Origin of the sequence: Metapseudomonas boanensis (assembly GCF_018704125.1) — a bacterium.
Classification (GTDB): Bacteria; Pseudomonadota; Gammaproteobacteria; order Pseudomonadales; family Pseudomonadaceae; genus Metapseudomonas; species Metapseudomonas boanensis.
In genome coordinates this window covers 23,895-44,173 of the sequence record NZ_JAGTIS010000016.1, presented here as the reverse complement: position 1 = coordinate 44,173, position 20,279 = coordinate 23,895, and the positions used below count along the sequence as shown (strand labels likewise).

Below are 20,279 nucleotides of genomic sequence, written 5' to 3'. Positions count from 1 at the left end.
ACTCATTGGTCAAGCAGGCCACGGCCCTGCTCTACAGAAGCCCAGTCACCCGCAATAGATAAACAGTCACTACCGCGCCGCCCACGCAAAGCAGAGCGCCAAACAACGCCTGCCAGCGGAAGTGCCGGGCCAGCACATCCTCGCCATGACTGGACAGCAGGAATGGCTGCGCTTCGGCAGGACGGCGCAAATGGTTGAGTGCCGGCGCTGTGCTCGCGTGCCGATGGCGATCCTCCGCTTCCAACTGGGCCGCCAGACGTACGCGGTTCCATTCAGCTTCTCCGAGTTGGCCGTCTCCATCGCTGTCGAAACGCTGCAGCAGTCCGGAAAAGTCGCTCTTCCACTCGCGAATCACCGCGCCTTGCGCCACCGCCAGGTCCAGGCCCTTACGCCCACCACCACTCGTACGAAAATCACCAATGGCGTAAAGCGGCTCGCCTACGTGCAGGCGCTCCTCCGTATAACGGTACTCGCCCCCACTCGATAGCCAGGCGCCGCTGCCGAAAGCAGCGGCGCCCGCTCGAGGATGCCGCTGGCTGCCCTTCCAGACTTCACGAGTGGCCGGGCGCACCTCGGCCCCCCTCGGGTCGATCAGGCATTTGCCGGTTGCGTCGGCCAGGCATAGCCAGGCATCGCTCACACCGCTTTCCAGCACCCGCCAGCTCTTCCTCTTGCCGCTCTCGGAGTATTCCTCGATGCGAAAGCGCCACCAGAGGCACGGCTTGCCAGTCAGCGGCGCGAGCAAGGGGGCATCTCCCTGCTCATGGAGCACGCCATACAGCTCCACGTACCCTTGGGCAGCCGAACGGATCTTCGAGGTCGGGGTATCCAGCAACAAGCGGGCCTGTGCCAGTCGACGCAAGCACCACCAGCCACCCCCCGCGAATGCCCCCAGGCTGAAGCCAAGGCTGATAGTCAGGCCCGCGATATCCACAGGCGGACTCAACCGAACAGCGACTTGAGGTCGACGTCGGCCTTCTCGGCCTCGCTGAATTCCAGCAGTTCAGCGGCCTTGAAACCGAACAGACCGGCGATGATCACATCCGGGAACTGCTCGATGCGCACGTTATTGAGGTTGACCGCCTCGTTGTAAAGCTCACGGCGGTCGGCGATACCGTTCTCCAGTCCGCTGATGCGCTGTTGGAGGAACTGGAAACTTTCGTTCGCCTTGAGCTGTGGATAATTTTCCGCCAACGCGAACAACTGCCCGAGGCCCGCCCGCAGCCCACTCTCGGCCTGGCCAAGGGCACCGATATCACCCTTCTCGCGGGCACTGGCCACGGCGTTACGCGCGGCGATCACCCGCTCCAGGGTGGTGCGCTCATGCTGCATGTACTGCTTGCAGGTCTCCACCAGCTTCGGCAGTTCATCGTGGCGCTGCTTGAGCAGCACCTCGATGTTCGACCAAGCCTTGCCAACACCATGCTTCAAGCGCACCAGCGCGTTGTAGAGGATCACTGCGTAGGCGGCAGCGAGCAGCAACACCACGATCAGGGCAACACTGGTCAGACTCATGCAGGCTTCTCCTTGAACGCTGCGGGACCTGGGATTCGAGGCATTCTAAGGGCAAGCAGGACGCCGTGCAGAGTCCCGGTGCACAAGTGCTGATCTCGGCTCAAACCCAAGTCTTTCCAAAAATGAAAATCTTTCGCATTATGTTGCGGTTTTCACGTGCCCCCATATGGCCATCACCTCAGACGCAAAGGATCTCTCCATGATTCGCATGCCCCTGGCTACCGCCAGCCTGCTCGCTGTCGCCATCTCGCTCGCCGGCTGCGGTGACGACAAAGAGAAAGCCGCAGCTCCGCAAGCCGCCGCCCCAGCCGCTACCAGCAGCGCACCAGCCGCCGCCAATATCGACCAGGCCGAAGGCAAAAAGATCGTCAGCCACTACGCCGACCTGGCCCTGGCCGTGTTCACCGACGCCCACAGCACCGCGGTGAACCTGCAGAAAGCCGTCGACGCTCTGCTCGCTACCCCCAATGCTGGCACCCTGAACGCTGCTCGCGAAGCCTGGCTGGCTGCCCGCGTCCCGTACATGCAGAGCGAAGTGTTCCGCTTCGGCAACCCGGTTGTGGATGACTGGGAAGGCCAGCTGAATGCCTGGCCGCTGGACGAAGGACTGATCGACTACGTTGCGGGCGACTACCAGCATGCCCTTGGCAACCCGGGCGCTACCGCGAACATCATCGCCAACACTGAGATCCAGGTTGGCGAAGACAAGATCGACGTCACTGAAATCACTGGCGAAAAACTGGCCAGCCTCAACGAGTTGGGCGGCTCCGAAGCCAACGTCGCCACCGGCTACCACGCCATCGAGTTCCTCCTTTGGGGTCAGGACCTCAACGGCACCAAGCCCGGCGCGGGCAACCGCCCTGCCACCGACTACGTGGTCGGCAAAGGCGCTACTGGCGAGCACAACGAGCGTCGTCGTGCCTACCTGAAAGCCGCCACCGACCTGCTGGTCGCCGACGCTGAATACATGGTCGGCCAGTGGAAAACCGGCGTCGCCGACAACTACCGCGCCAAGCTGGAGGCCGAACCGGTCGAGTCCGGCCTGCGCAAGATGCTCTTCGGCATGGGCAGCCTGTCCCTCGGCGAATTGGCTGGCGAGCGCATGAAAGTCGCGCTGGAAGCCAACTCCACCGAAGACGAGCACGATTGCTTCAGCGACAACACCCACAACTCGCACTTCTACAACGGCAAGGGTATCCGCAACGTCTACCTGGGCGAGTACAAGAAGGTCGACGGAACCACCCTGAGCGGCCCGAGCCTGTCGTCCCTTGTCGCCAAGATCGACTCACCGACCGACACCACCCTGAAGGCCGACCTGGAAGCTACCGAAGGCAAGCTGCAGGCCCTGGTCGACAGCGCCAACAAGGACGTGCACTTCGACCAGTTGATCGCCGCCGACAATACCGCCGACCAGCAACTGGTGCGCGATGCCATCGCCGCCCTGGTCAAGCAGACCGGTGCCATCGAGCAGGCTTCGGCCAAGCTCGGCATCACCGACCTGAAGCCGGACAACGCCGATCACCAGTTCTGATCGACGCTGCGGTGACCAAAAGCGGATGCGGCTCAGTGCCGCATCCGCTTTTTTGTGCTCGAAGAAATGACCTCCCGCACCTGAGGGGCGAATTCACTTGCGAAAGGCCGCGCAGCGGCCCTGGCCGAGTTCTGAAGGGCAGCCCTGAAGGCTGATTCGCGGACAAAATCGCTCCCACAAGCCAGTCCTGGCACCTATAAGTAAACGCAAATCCCTCTTATTCAAATCCCCTCAGCCTGATAAGCTTGCGCGCCTGAATTTTCGCCGTCCGAGTCTCACCCATGCTCGTTCCACCGGCCCTTCGCCGCCTGTCGCCCCTGCTCCTGGTCATCGGCCTCAGCGCCTGCGACGACGCGCCGAAGTTCGCCCAGGCCGAACCAGGCGAAGCACTTTCCGGCGGCACGGCAACCGTCCGCCAGTTCGACCGCAATGCCTTCTCCATGCCCTCGGCCAATCTCTCGCCGACGCGCCGCCTGGACTTCAGCGTGGGCAACAGTTTCTTCCGCAATCCCTGGGTGATCGCACCCGCTACCACTATCGCCCGCGATGGCCTGGGACCGCTGTTCAACACCAACGCCTGCCAGAACTGCCACGTCAAGGACGGCCGCGGCCACCCGCCCGGACCAAACGCCGGCAATGCCGTTTCCATGCTGGTGCGCCTGTCGATCCCGGCAGATTCATCAGCGGAACACGCGCGGATGCTCGAGCGCCTCGGAGTGGTGCCCGAGCCGGTCTATGGCGGCCAGCTGCAGGACATGGCCAACCCCGGCGTATCGTCTGAGGGCAAGATTCGCATCGAGTACGAAAGCCTGCCGGTGAGCTTCGCCGACGGCACCCGCGTCGAGCTGCGCAAGCCGCGCCTCTCCATTACCCAGCTGGGCTACGGGCCCATGCAGCCGGATACGCTCTTCTCTGCCCGTATAGCTCCGCCGATGATCGGCCTGGGTCTGCTGGAAGCCATCCCCGAATCGGCCATCCTCGCCAATGCCGACCCCGAGGACCGCAACGGCGACGGCATTCATGGTCGCCCCAACCAGGTCTGGGACGATGCCGCAGGCAACACCGTACTCGGCCGCTTCGGCTGGAAGGCCGGCCAACCCAGCCTCAACCAGCAGAATGCCCACGCCTTCTCCGGCGACATGGGCCTGACAACTGCCCTGCTGCCCCGTGACGACTGCACACCTGCGCAGACGGATTGCCTGACGGCCGTGAATGGCGGCGAGCCCGAGGTCAGCGACAACATCCTCCGCCTGGTGCTGTTCTACAGCCGTAACCTCGCCGTGCCAGCACGACGTGATGTCGAAGCACCGCAAGTCCTGGAGGGTAAAGGCCTGTTCCACCAGGCGGGCTGCCAGGGCTGTCACACACCAAGCTTCACCACGGCGGCGGATGCTGCCGAGCCTGAACTGGCCAACCAGCTCATCCGCCCTTACAGCGATCTGCTCCTGCACGACATGGGCGAAGGTCTCGCCGATGGCCGTGACGAATTCCGGGCAGGAGGCCGCGACTGGCGGACGCCGCCTCTGTGGGGCGTCGGCCTCACCGAAACCGTCAATGGCCATACCCAGTTCCTCCATGACGGCCGCGCACGCAACCTGCTCGAGGCTATTCTCTGGCACGGAGGCGAGGCCGAAGCGGCCAGGCAGCAGGTCCTGCAATTCGATGCCAGGCAGCGCGCCGCGCTGCTGGCCTTCCTGAATTCCCTTTAAGGAGCCCCGCAATGTTCCGACCCAAACTGTTGCTCTCCAGCCTTGCCGCCCTCGCCCTCGGCGCCTGCGCGCCACAAGACCCACAGGCGCAGACCGCTGCCGCCCTGGCCAAGCAGGTGATCCTGCCGACTTACAGCCGCTGGGTGGAGGCGGACCAGCAGCTCGCTGCCAGCGCGCTGGCCTTCTGCTCCGGCAAGGAGGATCTGGATAAGGCTCGCGCGGACTTTCTCGCCGCGCAGAAGGCCTGGGCCGAACTGCAACCACTGATGATCGGCCCGCTGGCCGAGGGCAACCGCGCCTGGCAGGTGCTGTTCTGGCCGGACAAGAAAAACCTGGTTGGCCGTCAGGTCGAACAACTGATCAAGGCGCAGCCGCAAGTCGATGCGGCCGCCCTGGCGAAATCGAGCGTGGTAGTGCAGGGCCTGTCCGCCTACGAGTACATTCTGTTCGACAGCAACCTGGACATGGCCGACGGCGCCCAAAAGGCCCGCTATTGCCCGCTGCTACAGGCCATCGGCGAGCGCCAGAAGATCCTTGCCGAAGAGATCCTGGCGCGTTGGAACGCCAAAGACGGCATGCTCGAGCAACTCAGCACTTTCCCCAACACGCGCTACGCGGATTCCCACGAAGCCATCTCCGAGTTACTGCGAGTCCAGGTCACCGCCCTGGATACCCTGAAGAAGAAGCTTGGCACCCCGCTCGGCCGCCAGACCAAAGGCCTGCCGCAGCCGATGCAAGCCGAGGCCTGGCGCAGCCACAGCTCGCTGAGCAACCTGGCCGCCAGCCTGGACAGCGCCGAAAACCTCTGGCGCGGTGTCGACGGCCCAGGCATCCGCAGCCTGCTTGGAAGTGACCAGAAAGACCTGGCTGAACGCATCGACGCTGCTTACGCTGACGCCGAGAAGCAGCTGACCAGCCTGCAGAAGCCGCTCACCGACCTGCTCGCCGACGAAGCCGGACGCACACAGGTGAACGTTTTCTACGACAGCCTGGACAAGGTCCAGCGCCTGCACTCGGGCGACCTGGCCCGCGCCTTGGGCGTGCAACTCGGCTTCAATGCCAACGACGGTGACTGAGATGCTGCGCCGCCAGGTTCTCACTCTTGCCAGCCTGCTGCTGGGCGCTGTGACGCTCGGCGGCTGGACCTTGAGCCGCAAAGGCAGCTCGCCCTTGCTGCTCTCCGCCCGCGATGACGCCGATGGACATCACTACGTGGTGGGCTACCGGCTGGACGGCACTCAGGTCTTCGCCACCCGCGTCGCCCAGCGCTGCCACGACATCGTCGAGCATCCGAGCGAGCCGGTAGCACTTTTCGTCGCCCGTCGCCCGGGAACCGAGAGCTACCTGGTCGACCTGCGCGATGGGCGCCTGCTGCAGACCCTGCAATCGCAGCCGAACCGTCACTTCTACGGGCATGGGGTGTTCCACCGCAACGGCGAGTGGCTCTACGCTACCGAGAATGACACCACTGATCCTGGCCGCGGTGTACTCGGCCAGTACCGCTTCCAAGACGGGCAGCTTGTTCACAGCGGCGAACTCTCCACCCACGGTCTGGGGCCGCACCAGGTCGCCTGGCTGCCCGATGGGGAAACCCTGGTGGTAGCCAATGGCGGCATTCGCACTGAAGCCGAAAGCCGTGTCGAGATGAATCTCGATGCTATGGAGCCAAGCCTGGTGCTGATGCGCCGGGACGGCAGCCTGCTTTCCCGGGAAACCCTGCCGCAGCAGATGAACAGCATCCGCCACTTGGCAATCGGTGCCGACGGTACTGTCGTCGCGGGTCAGCAATACATGGGCGAGGCGAGCGACCATGCCGACCTGCTGGCCATCAAGCGGCCTGGGCAACCCTTCCTACCCTTCCCGCTCGGCGACGAGCAGCGCCTGGCGATGAACCAGTACACCGCCAGCGTGGCAATCCACGATGACCTGCGCCTGGTTGCATTGACGGCACCGCGCGGCAACCGTTTCTTCATCTGGGACCTGGACACCGGAGCCATTCGGCTAGATGCACCCTTGCCGGATTGCGCCGGGGTCGGCGCGGTCAGGGACGGTTTCGTCGTGACCTCGGGCCAGGGACGCTGCCGCCTCTATAATTGCCAAAGCGAAACGATTGCCGTCACCCCGCTTCAATTACCAGCCGGTCTCTGGGACAACCACCTGCACCTCGCCTGATCCACCAGGAAGTCCGCTGCCGGGGCTTCCTGGGACATCAAATCCGCACAAATGCCTCGCCTCGGAGCTGAAGCGGCATTCCTGGCCCGTCAATCAGAAAACACGAAGATCCACCTACACTGCCTGCATCGATCCTTCACGATCTCCGGCGATTATCGCCTTCAAGGCTGGCCAAACCCCCAATTCGCAACGTTCCGAAATTTCTTGGCTTTGACTTGAATTGGGACTAGGACTAAGGTGCAAACCTCGCCTATTCCCAGGCCTCATTTTGCCCTGCCAAGGAACCGGAATATGTTGCTCCGCCGCATGCTCATCATGCTGGGCGTGGTTGCCCTCGTGGTGCTCGCCCTCGCCGCCTACAAAGGATTCTCGATCTACAAGCAGGTCCAGACTTTTTCGGCCCCACAACCGCCGATCAACGTTTCCGCCGAGAAGTCGGTCGAAGTCCCCTGGCAAAGCCGCCTGCCGGCTATCGGCAGCCTCAGGGCCCTGCAAGGCGTAGACCTGACCGTGGAAGCCAGTGGCACCGTCCAGGACGTGCTGTTCCTGTCTGGCGAGAAGGTCAAGCAGGGACAACCCCTGATCCAGATGGACAGCGATGTCGAAAAGGCCAGCCTGGCCACGTCTGAAGCGGAACTTAGCCTGGCCCGTGTCGAGTTCGAACGCGGTCGCAGCCTGGTGAGCAGGCAGAACATTTCCAAGAGCGAGTTCGACCGCCTGGCGTCCGAACTGCAAGCGGCTACCGGAAAGGTCGGCCAACTCAAGGCCCTGCTCAGCAAGAAACGCATCGTCGCCCCCTTCACTGGCACCATCGGTATTCGCCAGGTTGATGTAGGCGACTTCCTCTCCTCTGGCACCATCATCGCCACCCTGCAGGACCTGAGCACCCTGTTCGTCGACTTCTACTTGCCGGAGCAGGCTGCTCCGCAGCTGGCCGTCGGGCAGAGGGTACGCATCAGCGTCGCAGCCTTCCCGGGCGAAGTCTTCGAAGGCGACATCGCCGCGATCAACCCGAAAGTGGAAGAGGCCACACGCAACCTGCAGGTCCGCGCGGTGCTGCAGAACCCGGACGGCAAACTGCTACCCGGCATGTTCGCCAACCTGGAAGTGCTGCTGCCCGGGGAACACCTGCGGATCGTGGTGCCGGAAAGCGCCATCACCTACACGCTCTATGGCAACTCGGTGTATGTGGTCGGCGAAGAGAAGGATGCCGAAGGCAAGTCGAGCCTTGTGGTCGAACGCCGCTTCATCGAAACCGGCGAACATCGCGATGGCCAGGTCGTCGTGCTCAAGGGACTGAAATCGGGCGAGCAGGTGGTCACCTCCGGCCAGCTCAAGCTGGACAACGGCTCTCACGTCGCCATCGTCCCTGACCAGAGCCTGCTGGCCAAACCTGACAATCAAGCCCGCGCCGAGCACTGACGGCTGCGCGCGAAGGAATTGCATATGGCTTTCACAGATCCTTTCATCCGTCGGCCTGTATTGGCGACCGTGGTCAGCCTGCTGATCGTGCTGCTGGGCATGCAGGCCTTCAGCAAGCTGGTGATCCGCCAGTACCCGCAGATGGAAAACGCCCTGATCACGGTAACCACGGCCTACCCCGGCGCCAACGCCGAGACCATCCAGGGCTATATCACCCAGCCGCTGCAACAGAGCCTGGCGAGCGCCGAAGGCATCGACTACATGACCTCGTCGAGCCAGCAGAACCTGTCGATCATCCAGATCTACGCCCGTATCGGCGCCAACTCCGACCGCCTCTTCACCGAGCTGCTGGCCAAGGCCAACGAGGTGAAGAACCAACTGCCGCAGGACGCCGAGGACCCGGTGCTGTCCAAGGAAGCCGCCGACTCCACGGCTCTGATGTACATCAGCTTCTACAGCGATCAGCTATCCAACCCGCAGATCACCGATTACCTGTCGCGGGTCATCCAGCCGAAGCTGGCCACCCTGCCGGGCATGGCCGAGGCGGAGATCCTCGGCAACCAGGTATTCGCCATGCGGCTCTGGCTGGACCCGGTGCGCATGGCTGCGTATGGCATCACTGCGAGCGACGTCAACGATGCCGTGCGCAAGTACAACTTCCTGTCCGCCGCTGGCGAGGTGAAGGGCCAATACGTGGTGACCAGCATCAACGCCGCCACCGACCTCAAGTCCCCCGAGGCTTTCGCGGCCATTCCGGTGAAGACGGAGGGCGACAGCCGCGTGCTGGTGCGTGACATCGCACGCGTGGAGATGGGCGCGGAGAATTACGACTCGATCAGCTCATTCGACGGCATTCCGTCCGTCTATATCGGCATCAAGGGTACGCCCAGCTCGAACCCCCTGGACGTGATCAAGCACGTGCGGGCGCTCATGCCGGAGCTGGAGGCTCAGCTGCCGCCGAATCTGAAGGTGTCCATCGCCTACGACGCCACCCGCTTCATCCAGGCCTCCATCGACGAGGTGGTGAAGACCCTGGCCGAAGCGGTGCTGATCGTCATCGTGGTCGTGTTCCTGTTCCTCGGCGCCTTCCGTTCCGTGCTGATCCCGGTGATCACCATCCCCCTGTCGATGATCGGCGTGCTCTTCTTCATGCAGTTGATGGGCTACTCGATCAACCTGCTGACGCTGCTGGCCATGGTGCTGGCTATCGGCCTGGTGGTGGACGACGCGATCGTGGTGGTGGAAAACATCCACCGACACATCGAGGAGGGCAAGACGCCGTTCGATGCCGCTATCGAAGGTGCACGGGAGATCGCCGTGCCGGTGGTCTCGATGACCATCACCCTGGCAGCGGTATACGCGCCAATCGGCTTCCTCGAAGGCCTGACTGGCGCGCTTTTTCGCGAGTTCGCCTTGACCCTGGCCGGTGCGGTGATCATCTCTGGCATTGTTGCGCTGACCCTTTCGCCGATGATGTGCTCCAAACTGCTGCGTCACGAAGAAAACCCCTCGGGGCTCGCACACCGCCTGGACATGATCTTCGAGCGCCTCAAGCACCGCTATCAGCGTGCGCTGCACAACACTCTCAACACACGCCCGGTGGTAGTGGTGTTCGCGGTGATCGTGCTCTGCCTAATCCCGGTGCTGCTGAAGTTCACCAAGAGCGAGCTGGCCCCGGACGAAGACCAAGGCATCGTCTTTCTCATGGCCAAGGCGCCGCAGCCGACCAACCTGGATTACCTGAACCGTTACACCGAGCAATTCGTGGAAATCTTCAAGGCCTTTCCCGAGTACTACTCCTCGTTCCAGATCAACGGGTTCGACGGCGTGCAAGCGGGAATCGGCGGTTTCCTGTTGAAACCCTGGGACGAACGCGAACGGACCCAGATGGAGCTGCTCCATGAGGTGCAGGGCAAGCTGAACGAGATTCCCGGCCTGCAGATCTTCGGCTTCAACCTGCCGTCGCTGCCGGGTACCGGCGAAGGCCTGCCCTTCCAATTCGTCATCAACACCCCCAACGACTACGAGTCGCTGCTGCAAGTGGCTGAACGCATCAAGCAACGCGCGCAGGAGTCCGGCAAGTTCGCCTTCCTCAACGTCGACCTGGCGTTCGACAAGCCGGAAGTGGTGGTCGAGATCGACCGTGAAAAGGCAGCGCAGATGGGCGTCTCGATGGAGGACCTGGGCTCGACCCTGGCGATCCTCCTCGGCGAAGGGGAAATCAACCGCTTCACCATCGATGGCCGTAGCTACAAGGTGATTGCCCAGGTGGAGCGCGCCTACCGCGACAACCCGGGCTGGCTGGGCAACTACTACGTCAAGAGCGAGAGTGGCGCCATGGTGCCACTGGCAACCCTGATCCGCGTGCATGACAGCGCGCGACCGACCAAGCTCAAGCAGTTCCAGCAGCTCAACTCGGCAATCATCGAAGGCTTCCCGATCGTCAGTATGGGCGAGGCCATCGACGCCGTATCCCAGATCGCGCGGGAAGAGGCTCCGCGCGGCTTTGCCTTCGACTTCGCAGGCGCCTCGCGACAGTACGTGCAGGAAGGCAGCGCGCTCTATGTCACCTTCGCACTGGCATTGGCGATCATTTTCCTGGTCCTGGCCGCACAATTCGAAAGCTTCCGCGACCCGCTGGTGATTCTGGTCACCGTGCCGCTGTCGATCTGCGGCGCGCTGATCCCACTCTTCCTCGGCGTATCAAGCATGAACATCTACACCCAGGTAGGTCTTGTGACGCTGATCGGCCTGATCAGCAAGCACGGCATCCTGATCGTGGAGTTCGCCAACCAGCTGCGTCGGGAGAAGGGGCTGAGCGCCAGGGAGGCCGTCGAGGAAGCCGCTGCCATTCGTCTGCGCCCAGTGCTGATGACCACCGCGGCTATGGTCTTCGGCATGGTGCCGTTGATCCTGGCTACCGGTGCGGGGGCGGTGAGCCGCTTCGACATCGGCCTGGTCATCGCCACCGGCATGTCGATCGGTACGCTGTTCACGCTCTTCGTCCTGCCATGCGTCTACACCCTGCTGGCGAAGAAGGATGGGCAGCCAGAAGTGGCCACAGCACTGGGCCACTGAAGCCCGGAGCACAAGAAAGCCCCGCAATGGAGTAATGCTGTTCACATAAGACAAAAACGCCGCTTTTCCTTCAGCAGGAGGGCGGCGTTTTTGGTTTTACACCATCACGAAGTTGTTTCTGTTGGGCAGGTATCTCTCGTAGGAGCGAGCTCTGCTCGCGAACCCGCCTCCTTCGCGAGCAGAGCTCGCTCCTACGGGGCCTTCAGCTTGGTAGCCCGGATGAAATCCGGGAAAAGTCCAACCGCTGCCCCCGGATTCATCCGGGCTACGAGGCGGCAGACTGCTCCGAAGGCCGATCACGCCCCTCCTCATATGCGCTGCCGCCAATGCCTAAGTGAACAGCATTAACGCAATGGCGGGGCTTTCTTGTAAATCCTCACGGTTCTTCCCGGAAACGCTGGATATCTCGCAGGGCGAGCCAGGAGGACTGGCTCATTCGCCAAGCAGGCCCACCGGCTTGCTTACTCTCCCCGCGCTCCTCAACAAGTGATCCGATGGCGAAGAGCGCCGGCTCCAATACCCCGTGCTGCTCCTCCCAAGCTACCTACGCGGACTGTCCGCCAGCCAGCAGACTGCCGTTACTGGGCCCGCAAGCTTTGGGACAGGCCGAACATCAACAGCACCAAGTTCTGATCTGGCTGCTGCGTCTGGGCTTTCGATCGCATATTAGGCGGCAACGGACAATAGCCCAGACCGTTGACGCTGACCACGGAAGGCGACGGCTCTTGCCAGGCGGCCGCCGCCAGGGAGGCCACCCCCAAGGCACCGACAAGGAACAATGCTCGTGTGACTTCTAACTTCATGATCGCAACCCCTTGATAGCGCTGCCAAACGCTGCTCAGTAAACCTAGATCAGCCGCCTTGAATTAGCCCTTTCGCGTGACGAACGGTGCGCCACGAAATCGGTCGGACGACTGGAAAAAGCCATCGGAGGGGACACTGGAGGCTCTATTTCGGCCTTTGGCATTCGCGCCACTCGAACCTGCCCCGCCGACGAACGGACGGACGGCATCCATGCAGCACCCACTTCACAAGGAGCTACCGCTCCGCGTTGACGGGTATTGGTACACGCAATGGGGAACCTGCATCGCAACGCTGTGCGACGCCTGAACAGTAGATATCCCCCAAAGAGAGCCGCGACTCTAATTAGCCGCGAGTGAAGAAAAAGTCGAACCCAGGTGAAAAATCCGTCAAGGCGTGTGCTGGGCGCGACCGTCCAAATCTACCTTGAAGCGGCAACCGGAGGGATGCATATCCGACAAGCTGACTGTCCAACCCTGGCTGTCACAGATGCGCTGAACCAGCGAAAGCCCTAGCCCGAGGCCGTCTCCGCGCCGTTCGTCACCTCGCACGAAAGGACGGAACATTGCCTCACGACTCTCGGCAGGAATGCCCACGCCACTGTCCTCGACCACGAAACTACCATCCTGCAGCGCAAGACGAATTGTTCCAGTATCCGTGTAATGCAACGCGTTTCGCAGAAGATTGCCCAGCACCGACCTCAGGAAAGCCGCGTTGTAGCGACCTTCCTGCAGGACACCCGGCAGGTACTCGAAACGAAGGCCCTTTTGCTCGATGGCACTCCGCCACTGGGCGACGAGTTCGTCAGCCACCGTGCTCAAGCTGGCCTGGGGAGCCAGGTTGATTTCTTCGCGTTGGGCTCTGGCGAGCATGAGGAAAGTCTGCACTAGGTCCCTCATCTCCTGTGTGGCACGGGCAATGCGCTGTACTTGCGCCTGGGCGCGCGGGTCAAGGTGCGGATTCTCTTCCAGCAGTTCGCAGGAGCTGGCGAGCACCATCAATGGCGTACGCAGTTCATGGCTGACATCGCTAGTGAACAGCCGCTCACGGGTCAGGACTTCATGCAGGCGCCCCAAGGTGTCGTCAAAGGCACGCGCCAGCTGACCAACCTCATCGTCGGCGTAATCAGGCGCCAGCGGAGGCGCCAGGCCGAGCAGCTGATCGCGATGGCGCACCTGCCGCGCGAGGCGAACTACGGGCTCAATGACCTTGCGCGCCAGCAGCCAGCCCAGCAACGCGGACAACATGACGCTGAGTCCGAAGCCCACCATCACCACGCGGTAGAGTACCTGCTCGCGCGCCTCGAAATCGCTTTGGTCCTGCAGCAGGATGTAGCGTCGCCCTTCGATCTCACGAATCAGGGCGTGGTAGGAACGCTCATCCTCGAAAACCTCATGGAAACCTGGCGCAAGTGCATCCAACTCAGGAGGGATGAGTTGTCCCCATTGGCCATCGCTGGTGAAGAAACGGGTATCACTGTCGAGGCTGGGAACCCGCCCCTTGGCGATGTTCTGCGCCAAGACTCGATGCAACTCGTTGCTCAGATCGCGGGAGATCAATTGCTCCTCGATCAGGTGCACCACCTCGATGATGCCGATCGCGAAGGCTCCACCCACCAGCGCTGTCATCAGCACGAAGGCGATGACAATGCGTCGTGCCAGGCTTTGCCTAAACTCCATCGGCCGACTCCGCCAGGCGGTACCCCAGGCCGTGCTGGGTATGCAGCAAAGGGTTGCTGAAAGGCTTGTCGATCACCTGGCGCAATTGATGGATGTGACTGCGCAAGCTGTCGCTGTCCGGGCAGTCATCGCCCCACAGGGCCTCTTCCAGCGCTTCGCGGCGGACCAGGTGCGGGCTTTTCTGCATCAATACCGCGAGGAGCTTGAGGCCGATAGGGTTGAGCTTCAAGGCCTTGCCACCACGGCTGACCTCGAGGGTGTCGAGGTCATAACAGAGATCAGCCACCTGCAGAGTGCGCTTGCCGCCGCCCTGGGAACGGCGCAATACCGCCTCGATACGCGCGGCTAGCTCGGAGAGCGCAAAGGGCTTGAGCAAGTAGTCATCGGCCCCAGATTTGAATCCCTGCAGGCGGTCATCCAGGGAGTCCCGGGCAGTCAGGAAGATCACTGGCGTATCTCGCCGGGCCTCCTCACGCAGTCGCCGGCAAAGGCTGTAGCCATCCAGTCCCGGCAACATGATGTCGAGCACGATCAGGTCATAATGCTCGCTGGTGGCCAGATGGAGACCGGAAAGCCCATCACGGGCGCAGTCGACGACATACCCCTTGAGCTCCAGGTAGTCGACCATGTTGGCCAGAATGTCGTGGTTGTCCTCGACAAGCAGAATCCGCATCAGATTGTCTCCATACCCCAAAGCACGGAAGGTCCAGTTGGGACCTTAAGCGCCCTGGGTCGATTTTGCACCCTGAGTTCGCCTCAGGGATGGCACTTTGCACCAATCATAAAAAAGCCCCGCACAGGTGCGGGGCTTTTTCAGACCGGATGGCCGGGTGGCTTACATCATGCCGCCCATGCCGCCCATGCCGCCCATGTCCGGCATGGCCGGAGCACCTTTGTCGTCAGCCACTTCAGCAACCATGGCTTCGGTGGTGACCATCAGGCCGCCGATGGAGGCGGCGGCTTGCAGTGCGGAGCGGGTGACCTTGGCCGGGTCGAGAATACCCATCTCGATCATGTCGCCGTAGATACCGGTAGCGGCGTTGAAGCCGTAGTTGCCGGAACCTTGCTTGACCTTGTCGACGACCACGCTCGGCTCGTCACCAGCGTTGGCAACGATCTGGCGCAGCGGAGCTTCGACAGCACGACGCAGCAGGGCGATACCGACGTTCTGGTCTTCGTTGTCGCCTTTCAGGCCTTCGATGGCCTGTAGAGCGCGTACCAGGGCAACACCACCGCCAGGAACCACGCCTTCTTCAACCGCAGCACGGGTAGCGTGCAGGGCGTCTTCAACGCGGGCCTTCTTCTCTTTCATCTCGACTTCGGTAGCCGCACCAACCTTGATCACGGCAACACCGCCGGCCAGCTTGGCCAGGCGCTCTTGCAGCTTCTCGCGGTCGTAGTCGGAGGTGGTTTCCTCGACTTGCTTGCGGATCTGCGCAACGCGGGCTTCGATGTCCGCCTGGGCGCCAGCGCCGTCGATGATGGTGGTGTTTTCCTTGCTCAGCACAACGCGCTTGGCGTTACCCAGGTGCTCCAGGGAGGCGCTTTCCAGGCTCAGGCCGACTTCTTCGGAAATCACGGTACCGCCGGTCAGGATGGCGATGTCCTGCAGCATGGCCTTGCGGCGGTCGCCGAAGCCCGGAGCCTTTACGGCTGCGACTTTGACGATGCCACGCATGTTGTTGACAACCAGGGTGGCCAGGGCTTCGCCTTCCACATCTTCGGCGACGATCAGCAGCGGACGGCCAGCTTTCGCAACGGCTTCCAGCACCGGCAGCATTTCGCGGATGTTGGAGATCTTCTTGTCTACCAGCAGGATCAGCGGGCCGTCGAGTTCGGCGACCATGGTGTCCGGCTTGTTGATGAAGTAGGGGGACAGGTAGCCGCGGTCGAACTGCATGCCTTCTACGACGGACAGTTCGTTTTCCAGGCCGGAACCTTCTTCAACGGTGATCACGCCTTCCTTGCCGACTTTTTCCATGGCTTCGGCAATGATGTCGCCGATGGAGTCATCGGAGTTGGCGGAGATGGTGCCTACCTGGGCGATGGCCTTGGTGTCAGTGCACGGTTTGGCCAATTCTTTCAGCTGGGCAACGATGGCGATGGTGGCCTTGTCGATGCCGCGCTTCAGGTCCATCGGGTTCATGCCGGCGGCAACGGCCTTCAAGCCTTCGTTGACGATGGCCTGAGCCAGAACGGTAGCGGTAGTGGTGCCGTCACCGGCAGCATCGTTGGCCTTGGAGGCAACGTCTTTCACCAGCTGGGCGCCCATGTTCTCGAACTTGTCTTTCAGCTCGATTTCCTTGGCAACGGAAACGCCGTCCTTGGTGATGGTTGGAGCGCCGAAGCTCTTGTCCAGCACAACGTTACGGCCTTTCGGGCCCAGAGTAGCCTTGACGGCATCGGCCAGGACGTTAACGCCGACCAGCATCTTCTTGCGAGCGGAGTCGCCGAATTTGACTTCTTTAGCAGCCATGTTGATTGATCCTCAATTCTTGGAAATTAAACGGAGATTCGCGGAACTCAGGCTTCGACGACGGCGAGGATTTCACTTTCGCCCATCACCAGCAGTTCTTCGCCATCGACCTTGATGGTGTTGCTGCCGGAGTACGGACCAAACACCACTTGATCACCGACCTTGACGGCCAGCGGACGCACTTCGCCGTTGTCCAGCAGGCGACCGGTGCCAACAGCGACGACTTCGCCACGGTTCGGCTTCTCGGCGGCCGAGCCCGGCAGCACGATGCCGCCGGCGGTTTTGGTCTCTTCTTCGCTGCGACGGATCACGACGCGGTCATGCAGAGGACGAAGCTTCATTGTCGATCTCTCCCAATAGTGTTGTTTCTTTCGACCGATGTAGACACCGGCGGGTTGGTAATGTCCGGCGAGGCCGGTTGCAGCGCGCAGAGCACGCCGCTGAAATCAGACCTGCCGATCAGGCAGGAACCTTGCGGTGACCCATACATAGGGGCAGCTGGAGGTATTTCAAGGGGCTATCACAAAAAATTTCAGCAGTGCCTTAGCGATCACGGCGTTCGTACTCGCCCTCGATCACATTCGGCCGAGTCTGCCCGCTGCGGGCAGACAGATCATCGGCAAAGGCACGCTGGCGCATGGCCTGGGCCTCTACGCGCTGGCGCAGGCGACGGATGAACAGGCGACGGGTGAAAGGGATCAGGCAAAGCAGCCCGATGATGTCACTGATGAACCCTGGCAGCAGTAGCAAGCCACCTCCAACTGCGATCAGCAGGCCTTCGAGCATTTCCTGCTCGGGTACTTCGCCGCGCGCCAACCGCTCACGGGCACGCCAGGCGGTTGCGACCCCCGCCACGCGCAGCAGGACGCTGCCGAGCAACGCCGTACCAATCACCAGCAACAGCGTCGGTAGCACGCCGATGGCGCTACCGACCTTGATCAGGACAGCCAATTCGATCAGCGGGAATAGCAGGAACAGGAACAGTACAGCGCGCATCAGGGGTTTCCTTGGCGGAAGATCAGCTTCCAGACAGTGGATAGATGAAGTCGCCAGCCGATCAATTCAAGGCTGGGCGCCGCCACTGGTCGGCCAGGTGGTCGCGCGAGCCAGCTGCACCAAGGCCTGACGGACTGCGCCTGGGTTGTTACAGGATGTTGGGAAGGGCAGCCAATGCAAAATCTGACCTATCCGTAGGTGGAATCCTTCAGTATCAATACCCACCATTTCCGCCTCAGGCTCGGGCGGCAGGCCGGCCAGTTCGACGTAATGGGCAATGGCCACGGCATGATCGCTGTTCATGTGTTCCAGCATGCCGACCTCAACCTCGCCAGCGAAGTCGTTGGCCAGGACTAGCTCGTCGAGCCAGTGAATCGTGCCGAAACCGCCGATATATCGCGCGCGTATCGGCTCCAGCACCCAGAAGTCGAAGTCATGGGTGCGGTGGTAATCAATAGCCTGAGGGAAATAGCGGTAGTAGCGAGCTGCAGCCAAATCGACCTCGGCCGGCTCGGTGATCTGCCGCGCCTCCGCCAGCAGGGTCAGGCGCCCAGCCGCCTGGACGTCGTCGGCACCGCGCTCCCCCACCAGCAGCGAGCATTTCGCGTCTTGCTGCAGGTTATGGGTGTGCTGGGCGATGCGGCTGATGAGGATCAGGGGGCGGCCCGCCGCGTCAAGGCAATAGGGCACCACCGATCCGAAAGGAAAGCCTGGCATGGCCTTGGAGTGGGTCGAGAGCACTCCGCGGTATTCCTTGAGCAGCAATTCTCGGGCATGCTTTGCGCCTTTCACGCTCACCTTCTGACTCCTCGCAAAGAATCCGTCGAAAACGGACGGGCGCCCAGAATAGCGGTTTATGGCGCCAGCGGGGCAAAGCGACCGTTATTCGAGGGGATTTCACATGCAACTGAAAGACAAGGTCATCATCATCACCGGTGGTTGCCAGGGCCTCGGCCGCGCCATGGGTGAGTATCTGGCGGCCAAAGGCGCCAAGCTGGCCCTTGTTGACCTGAACCAGGAGAAGCTCGACGAAGCCGTGGCCGCCTGCAAGGCTGCCGGTGGCGACGCCCGTGCCTATCTGTGCAACGTGGCCAATGAAGAGCAGGTGACCCACATGGTCGCCCAGGTGGCCGAAGACTTCGGAGCCATCAACGGCCTGGTGAACAACGCCGGCATCCTGCGCGACGGCCTGACCATCAAGATCAAGGACGGCGAGATGACCAAGATGAGCCTGGCCCAGTGGCAGGCCGTCATTGACGTCAACCTGACCGGTGTTTTCCTCTGCACCCGTGAAGTCGCCGCCAAAATGATCGAACTGAACAACGAAGGCGCGATCATCAACATTTCCTCCATCTCCCGCGCCGGCAACATGGGCCAGGCAAACTACTCCGCCGCCAAAGCCGGTGTCGCTGCCGACACCGTGGTCTGGGCCAAGGAGCTGGCACGCTACGGCATCCGCGTGGCTGGCGTGGCGCCGGGCTTCATCGAGACCGACATGGTCGCCAGCATGAAGCCGGAAGCCCTGGAAAAGATGACTTCGGGCATCCCGCTCAAGCGTCTTGGCAAGCCAATGGAGATTGCCCATTCGGTGGCCTACATCCTGGAGAACGACTACTACACAGGTCGTGTCCTGGAGCTAGACGGCGGCCTGCGCCTGTAAGGTCCGCCCAGCATGAAAAAGCCCCGAAGCAGCGGGGCTTTTTCATGGGTGACAGTCAACTGGAGGGGGATCACGTTTCATCGATCCACCAGCGTACTTTCTCGAAGCGCCGCCTGGTAACTAAAAAAGCGCCATCCACCCTGCTGCTGCCTCAACAGGACGGTGACATCACCAGCCCACTCCGAAGCCCACGGTGTAGCGGGTCTCGTCGATATCCCCATCGGCGCCGCTGACCTGGTCCTTCTCCGCCTTCATGTTCAGCGACGCCCAATCGGTCAGCTTGTAACGCAGGCCAACTTCGGCATCCAGCGAGTAATCCGCGGTGTTGTCCAGCGGCCGGCCGACTTCGCCGGTGGAGAACATCTCCACCGTCTTGCCGATCAGGTAGCGGTTGTAGTCCCACTTCACGCTCAAGGAATAGAAGCTTTCCTTCTCGCCGTCGTCGAACAGGTAGTCGCTGCGGTTGACCAACGAGGCCAGGGAGAATGCCCCCAGTTCATCGTCCCAGAACTGATAACCGGGCCCGGTACCCACGGTGCGTTGACGGGAAAGGTCTTCAATCTTGTCGCGCTTGTACTCACCACGACCCTGCCAGAAAAACTTGTCGGTAATAAAACGGTCCAGCGCATACTCGGTTTCCCAGTTGTCCGTAGTTTTCACGTCATTCTGGAACTCGCGGTTGTACTCGCCGCTCGCATTGTGCCGCCAGCGACCATGGCGGGCCTTGGTCTTGAAGTCGATGTCGTAATCGTCGGTGTCCTTTTCCGCACGCTTGTAGTCAAGGGAAACACCGACGTTACCGGTCCAGGTCAGGTCCTCCACGAACGGCTTGGGTTTCATGATCTGGTCGATGCTGGCCAGCTCCACCGTCTTGGGCTCCTCACCATTGGCGAGAATGACCTTGCCGGGCCCAGCCGGCTTGAGCGCCTTGGCGCGTTCGCCCTCGAAGTCCCCCTGCTTGATCAGCAGCTCACGCTCGCTTTCCAGGGTGGCGACCTTTTTCCAGTCCAGCGGGATGGTGCCGCCGTAGTCCGTCTCGAGCACCAGCTTGCCGCCGTCGAAGACTCGAATGGTGCCGGTGAGGCGATCGCCATTCTTGAGCCAGACGGTATCTGCAAACGAGGCAGTGGAGGTGGCACACAGGGCCAGATAAAGAATCGATCTAGACAACATAAGCGACTACAGGATTTCCGGGTTGCAAAAACGGCCGGGCATTATCCATTTGACCGCCGACAGAGCA

The 20,279-nt window shown here is 61.8% G+C and carries 17 protein-coding genes; 7 read left to right on the top strand and 10 right to left on the bottom strand.

Going from position 1 to position 20,279, the window contains the following annotated elements:
* Positions 1 to 31 precede the first annotated feature (31 nt).
* Positions 32 to 934, bottom strand: a complete 903-nt coding sequence (locus J7302_RS22070; protein ID WP_394359106.1) for a GIDE domain-containing protein — start codon at positions 932 to 934, stop codon at positions 32 to 34.
* A gap of 8 nt (positions 935 to 942) precedes the next feature.
* Positions 943 to 1,515 carry a LemA family protein gene (locus J7302_RS22065; RefSeq protein ID WP_215379727.1) on the bottom strand — a complete coding sequence of 191 codons (573 nt, stop codon included), beginning with the start codon at positions 1,513 to 1,515 and terminating at the stop codon, positions 943 to 945.
* Positions 1,516 to 1,714: 199 nt separating this feature from the next.
* Between J7302_RS22065 and J7302_RS22060 the strand changes: the two genes are divergently transcribed.
* The 6 genes from J7302_RS22060 to J7302_RS22035 all read left to right on the top strand — a co-directional run bounded on the left by J7302_RS22060 (position 1,715) and on the right by J7302_RS22035 (position 11,427).
* Complete coding sequence (locus J7302_RS22060; RefSeq protein ID WP_215379725.1) at positions 1,715 to 3,046, top strand: imelysin family protein; 1,332 nt, start codon at positions 1,715 to 1,717, stop codon at positions 3,044 to 3,046.
* Between the two features lie 281 nt (positions 3,047 to 3,327).
* Complete coding sequence (locus tag J7302_RS22055) at positions 3,328 to 4,755, top strand: di-heme oxidoreductase family protein (RefSeq protein WP_215379722.1); 1,428 nt, start codon at positions 3,328 to 3,330, stop codon at positions 4,753 to 4,755.
* An 11-nt stretch (positions 4,756 to 4,766) separates the two neighbouring features.
* Positions 4,767 to 5,831, top strand: coding sequence for an imelysin family protein (locus J7302_RS22050; protein WP_215379720.1), 1,065 nt, complete (start codon positions 4,767 to 4,769; stop codon positions 5,829 to 5,831).
* Between the two features lies 1 nt (position 5,832).
* Positions 5,833 to 6,927: a DUF1513 domain-containing protein gene (locus tag J7302_RS22045; protein WP_215379718.1), complete on the top strand. Its 1,095-nt coding sequence runs from the start codon at positions 5,833 to 5,835 to the stop codon at positions 6,925 to 6,927.
* Between the two features lie 291 nt (positions 6,928 to 7,218).
* Entirely contained in the window at positions 7,219 to 8,349 is a 1,131-nt protein-coding gene (locus J7302_RS22040; protein ID WP_215379716.1) for an efflux RND transporter periplasmic adaptor subunit, read from the top strand.
* A 24-nt stretch (positions 8,350 to 8,373) separates the two neighbouring features.
* Complete coding sequence (locus J7302_RS22035) at positions 8,374 to 11,427, top strand: multidrug efflux RND transporter permease subunit (protein ID WP_215379714.1); 3,054 nt, start codon at positions 8,374 to 8,376, stop codon at positions 11,425 to 11,427.
* A gap of 578 nt (positions 11,428 to 12,005) precedes the next feature.
* Here the strand turns inward: J7302_RS22035 and J7302_RS22030 are convergent.
* From J7302_RS22030 to J7302_RS22000, 7 genes are all read right to left on the bottom strand, one after another.
* The gene (locus J7302_RS22030) at positions 12,006 to 12,230 is read right to left on the bottom strand and encodes a hypothetical protein (protein WP_215379712.1); all 225 of its coding nucleotides are present in this window, start codon (positions 12,228 to 12,230) and stop codon (positions 12,006 to 12,008) included.
* A gap of 387 nt (positions 12,231 to 12,617) precedes the next feature.
* Positions 12,618 to 13,907 carry a sensor histidine kinase gene (locus tag J7302_RS22025; RefSeq protein WP_215379710.1) on the bottom strand — a complete coding sequence of 430 codons (1,290 nt, stop codon included), beginning with the start codon at positions 13,905 to 13,907 and terminating at the stop codon, positions 12,618 to 12,620.
* Positions 13,897 to 14,580: a response regulator transcription factor gene (locus J7302_RS22020; RefSeq protein ID WP_215379707.1), complete on the bottom strand. Its 684-nt coding sequence runs from the start codon at positions 14,578 to 14,580 to the stop codon at positions 13,897 to 13,899. The genes J7302_RS22025 and J7302_RS22020 overlap by 11 nt, the downstream gene beginning before the upstream one ends.
* 162 nt (positions 14,581 to 14,742) lie before the next feature.
* On the bottom strand, positions 14,743 to 16,383 hold the full coding sequence (gene groL, locus J7302_RS22015) for a chaperonin GroEL (protein ID WP_215379705.1): 1,641 nt from the start codon (positions 16,381 to 16,383) through the stop codon (positions 14,743 to 14,745).
* A gap of 47 nt (positions 16,384 to 16,430) precedes the next feature.
* The gene (locus tag J7302_RS22010; RefSeq protein WP_028628402.1) at positions 16,431 to 16,724 is read right to left on the bottom strand and encodes a co-chaperone GroES; all 294 of its coding nucleotides are present in this window, start codon (positions 16,722 to 16,724) and stop codon (positions 16,431 to 16,433) included.
* 202 nt (positions 16,725 to 16,926) lie between these two features.
* Complete coding sequence (locus tag J7302_RS22005) at positions 16,927 to 17,379, bottom strand: FxsA family protein (RefSeq protein WP_215379702.1); 453 nt, start codon at positions 17,377 to 17,379, stop codon at positions 16,927 to 16,929.
* A 66-nt stretch (positions 17,380 to 17,445) separates the two neighbouring features.
* Positions 17,446 to 18,177 (bottom strand): HugZ family pyridoxamine 5'-phosphate oxidase, encoded by a 732-nt coding sequence (locus J7302_RS22000; RefSeq protein ID WP_215379700.1) that lies wholly within the window; start codon positions 18,175 to 18,177, stop codon positions 17,446 to 17,448.
* A gap of 103 nt (positions 18,178 to 18,280) precedes the next feature.
* Between J7302_RS22000 and J7302_RS21995 the strand changes: the two genes are divergently transcribed.
* The gene (locus J7302_RS21995; protein WP_215379697.1) at positions 18,281 to 19,039 is read left to right on the top strand and encodes an SDR family oxidoreductase; all 759 of its coding nucleotides are present in this window, start codon (positions 18,281 to 18,283) and stop codon (positions 19,037 to 19,039) included.
* Positions 19,040 to 19,207: 168 nt separating this feature from the next.
* Here the strand turns inward: J7302_RS21995 and J7302_RS21990 are convergent, their stop codons facing one another.
* Positions 19,208 to 20,212: a DUF481 domain-containing protein gene (locus J7302_RS21990; protein WP_215379694.1), complete on the bottom strand. Its 1,005-nt coding sequence runs from the start codon at positions 20,210 to 20,212 to the stop codon at positions 19,208 to 19,210.
* Between the last annotated feature and the right edge of the window lie 67 nt (positions 20,213 to 20,279).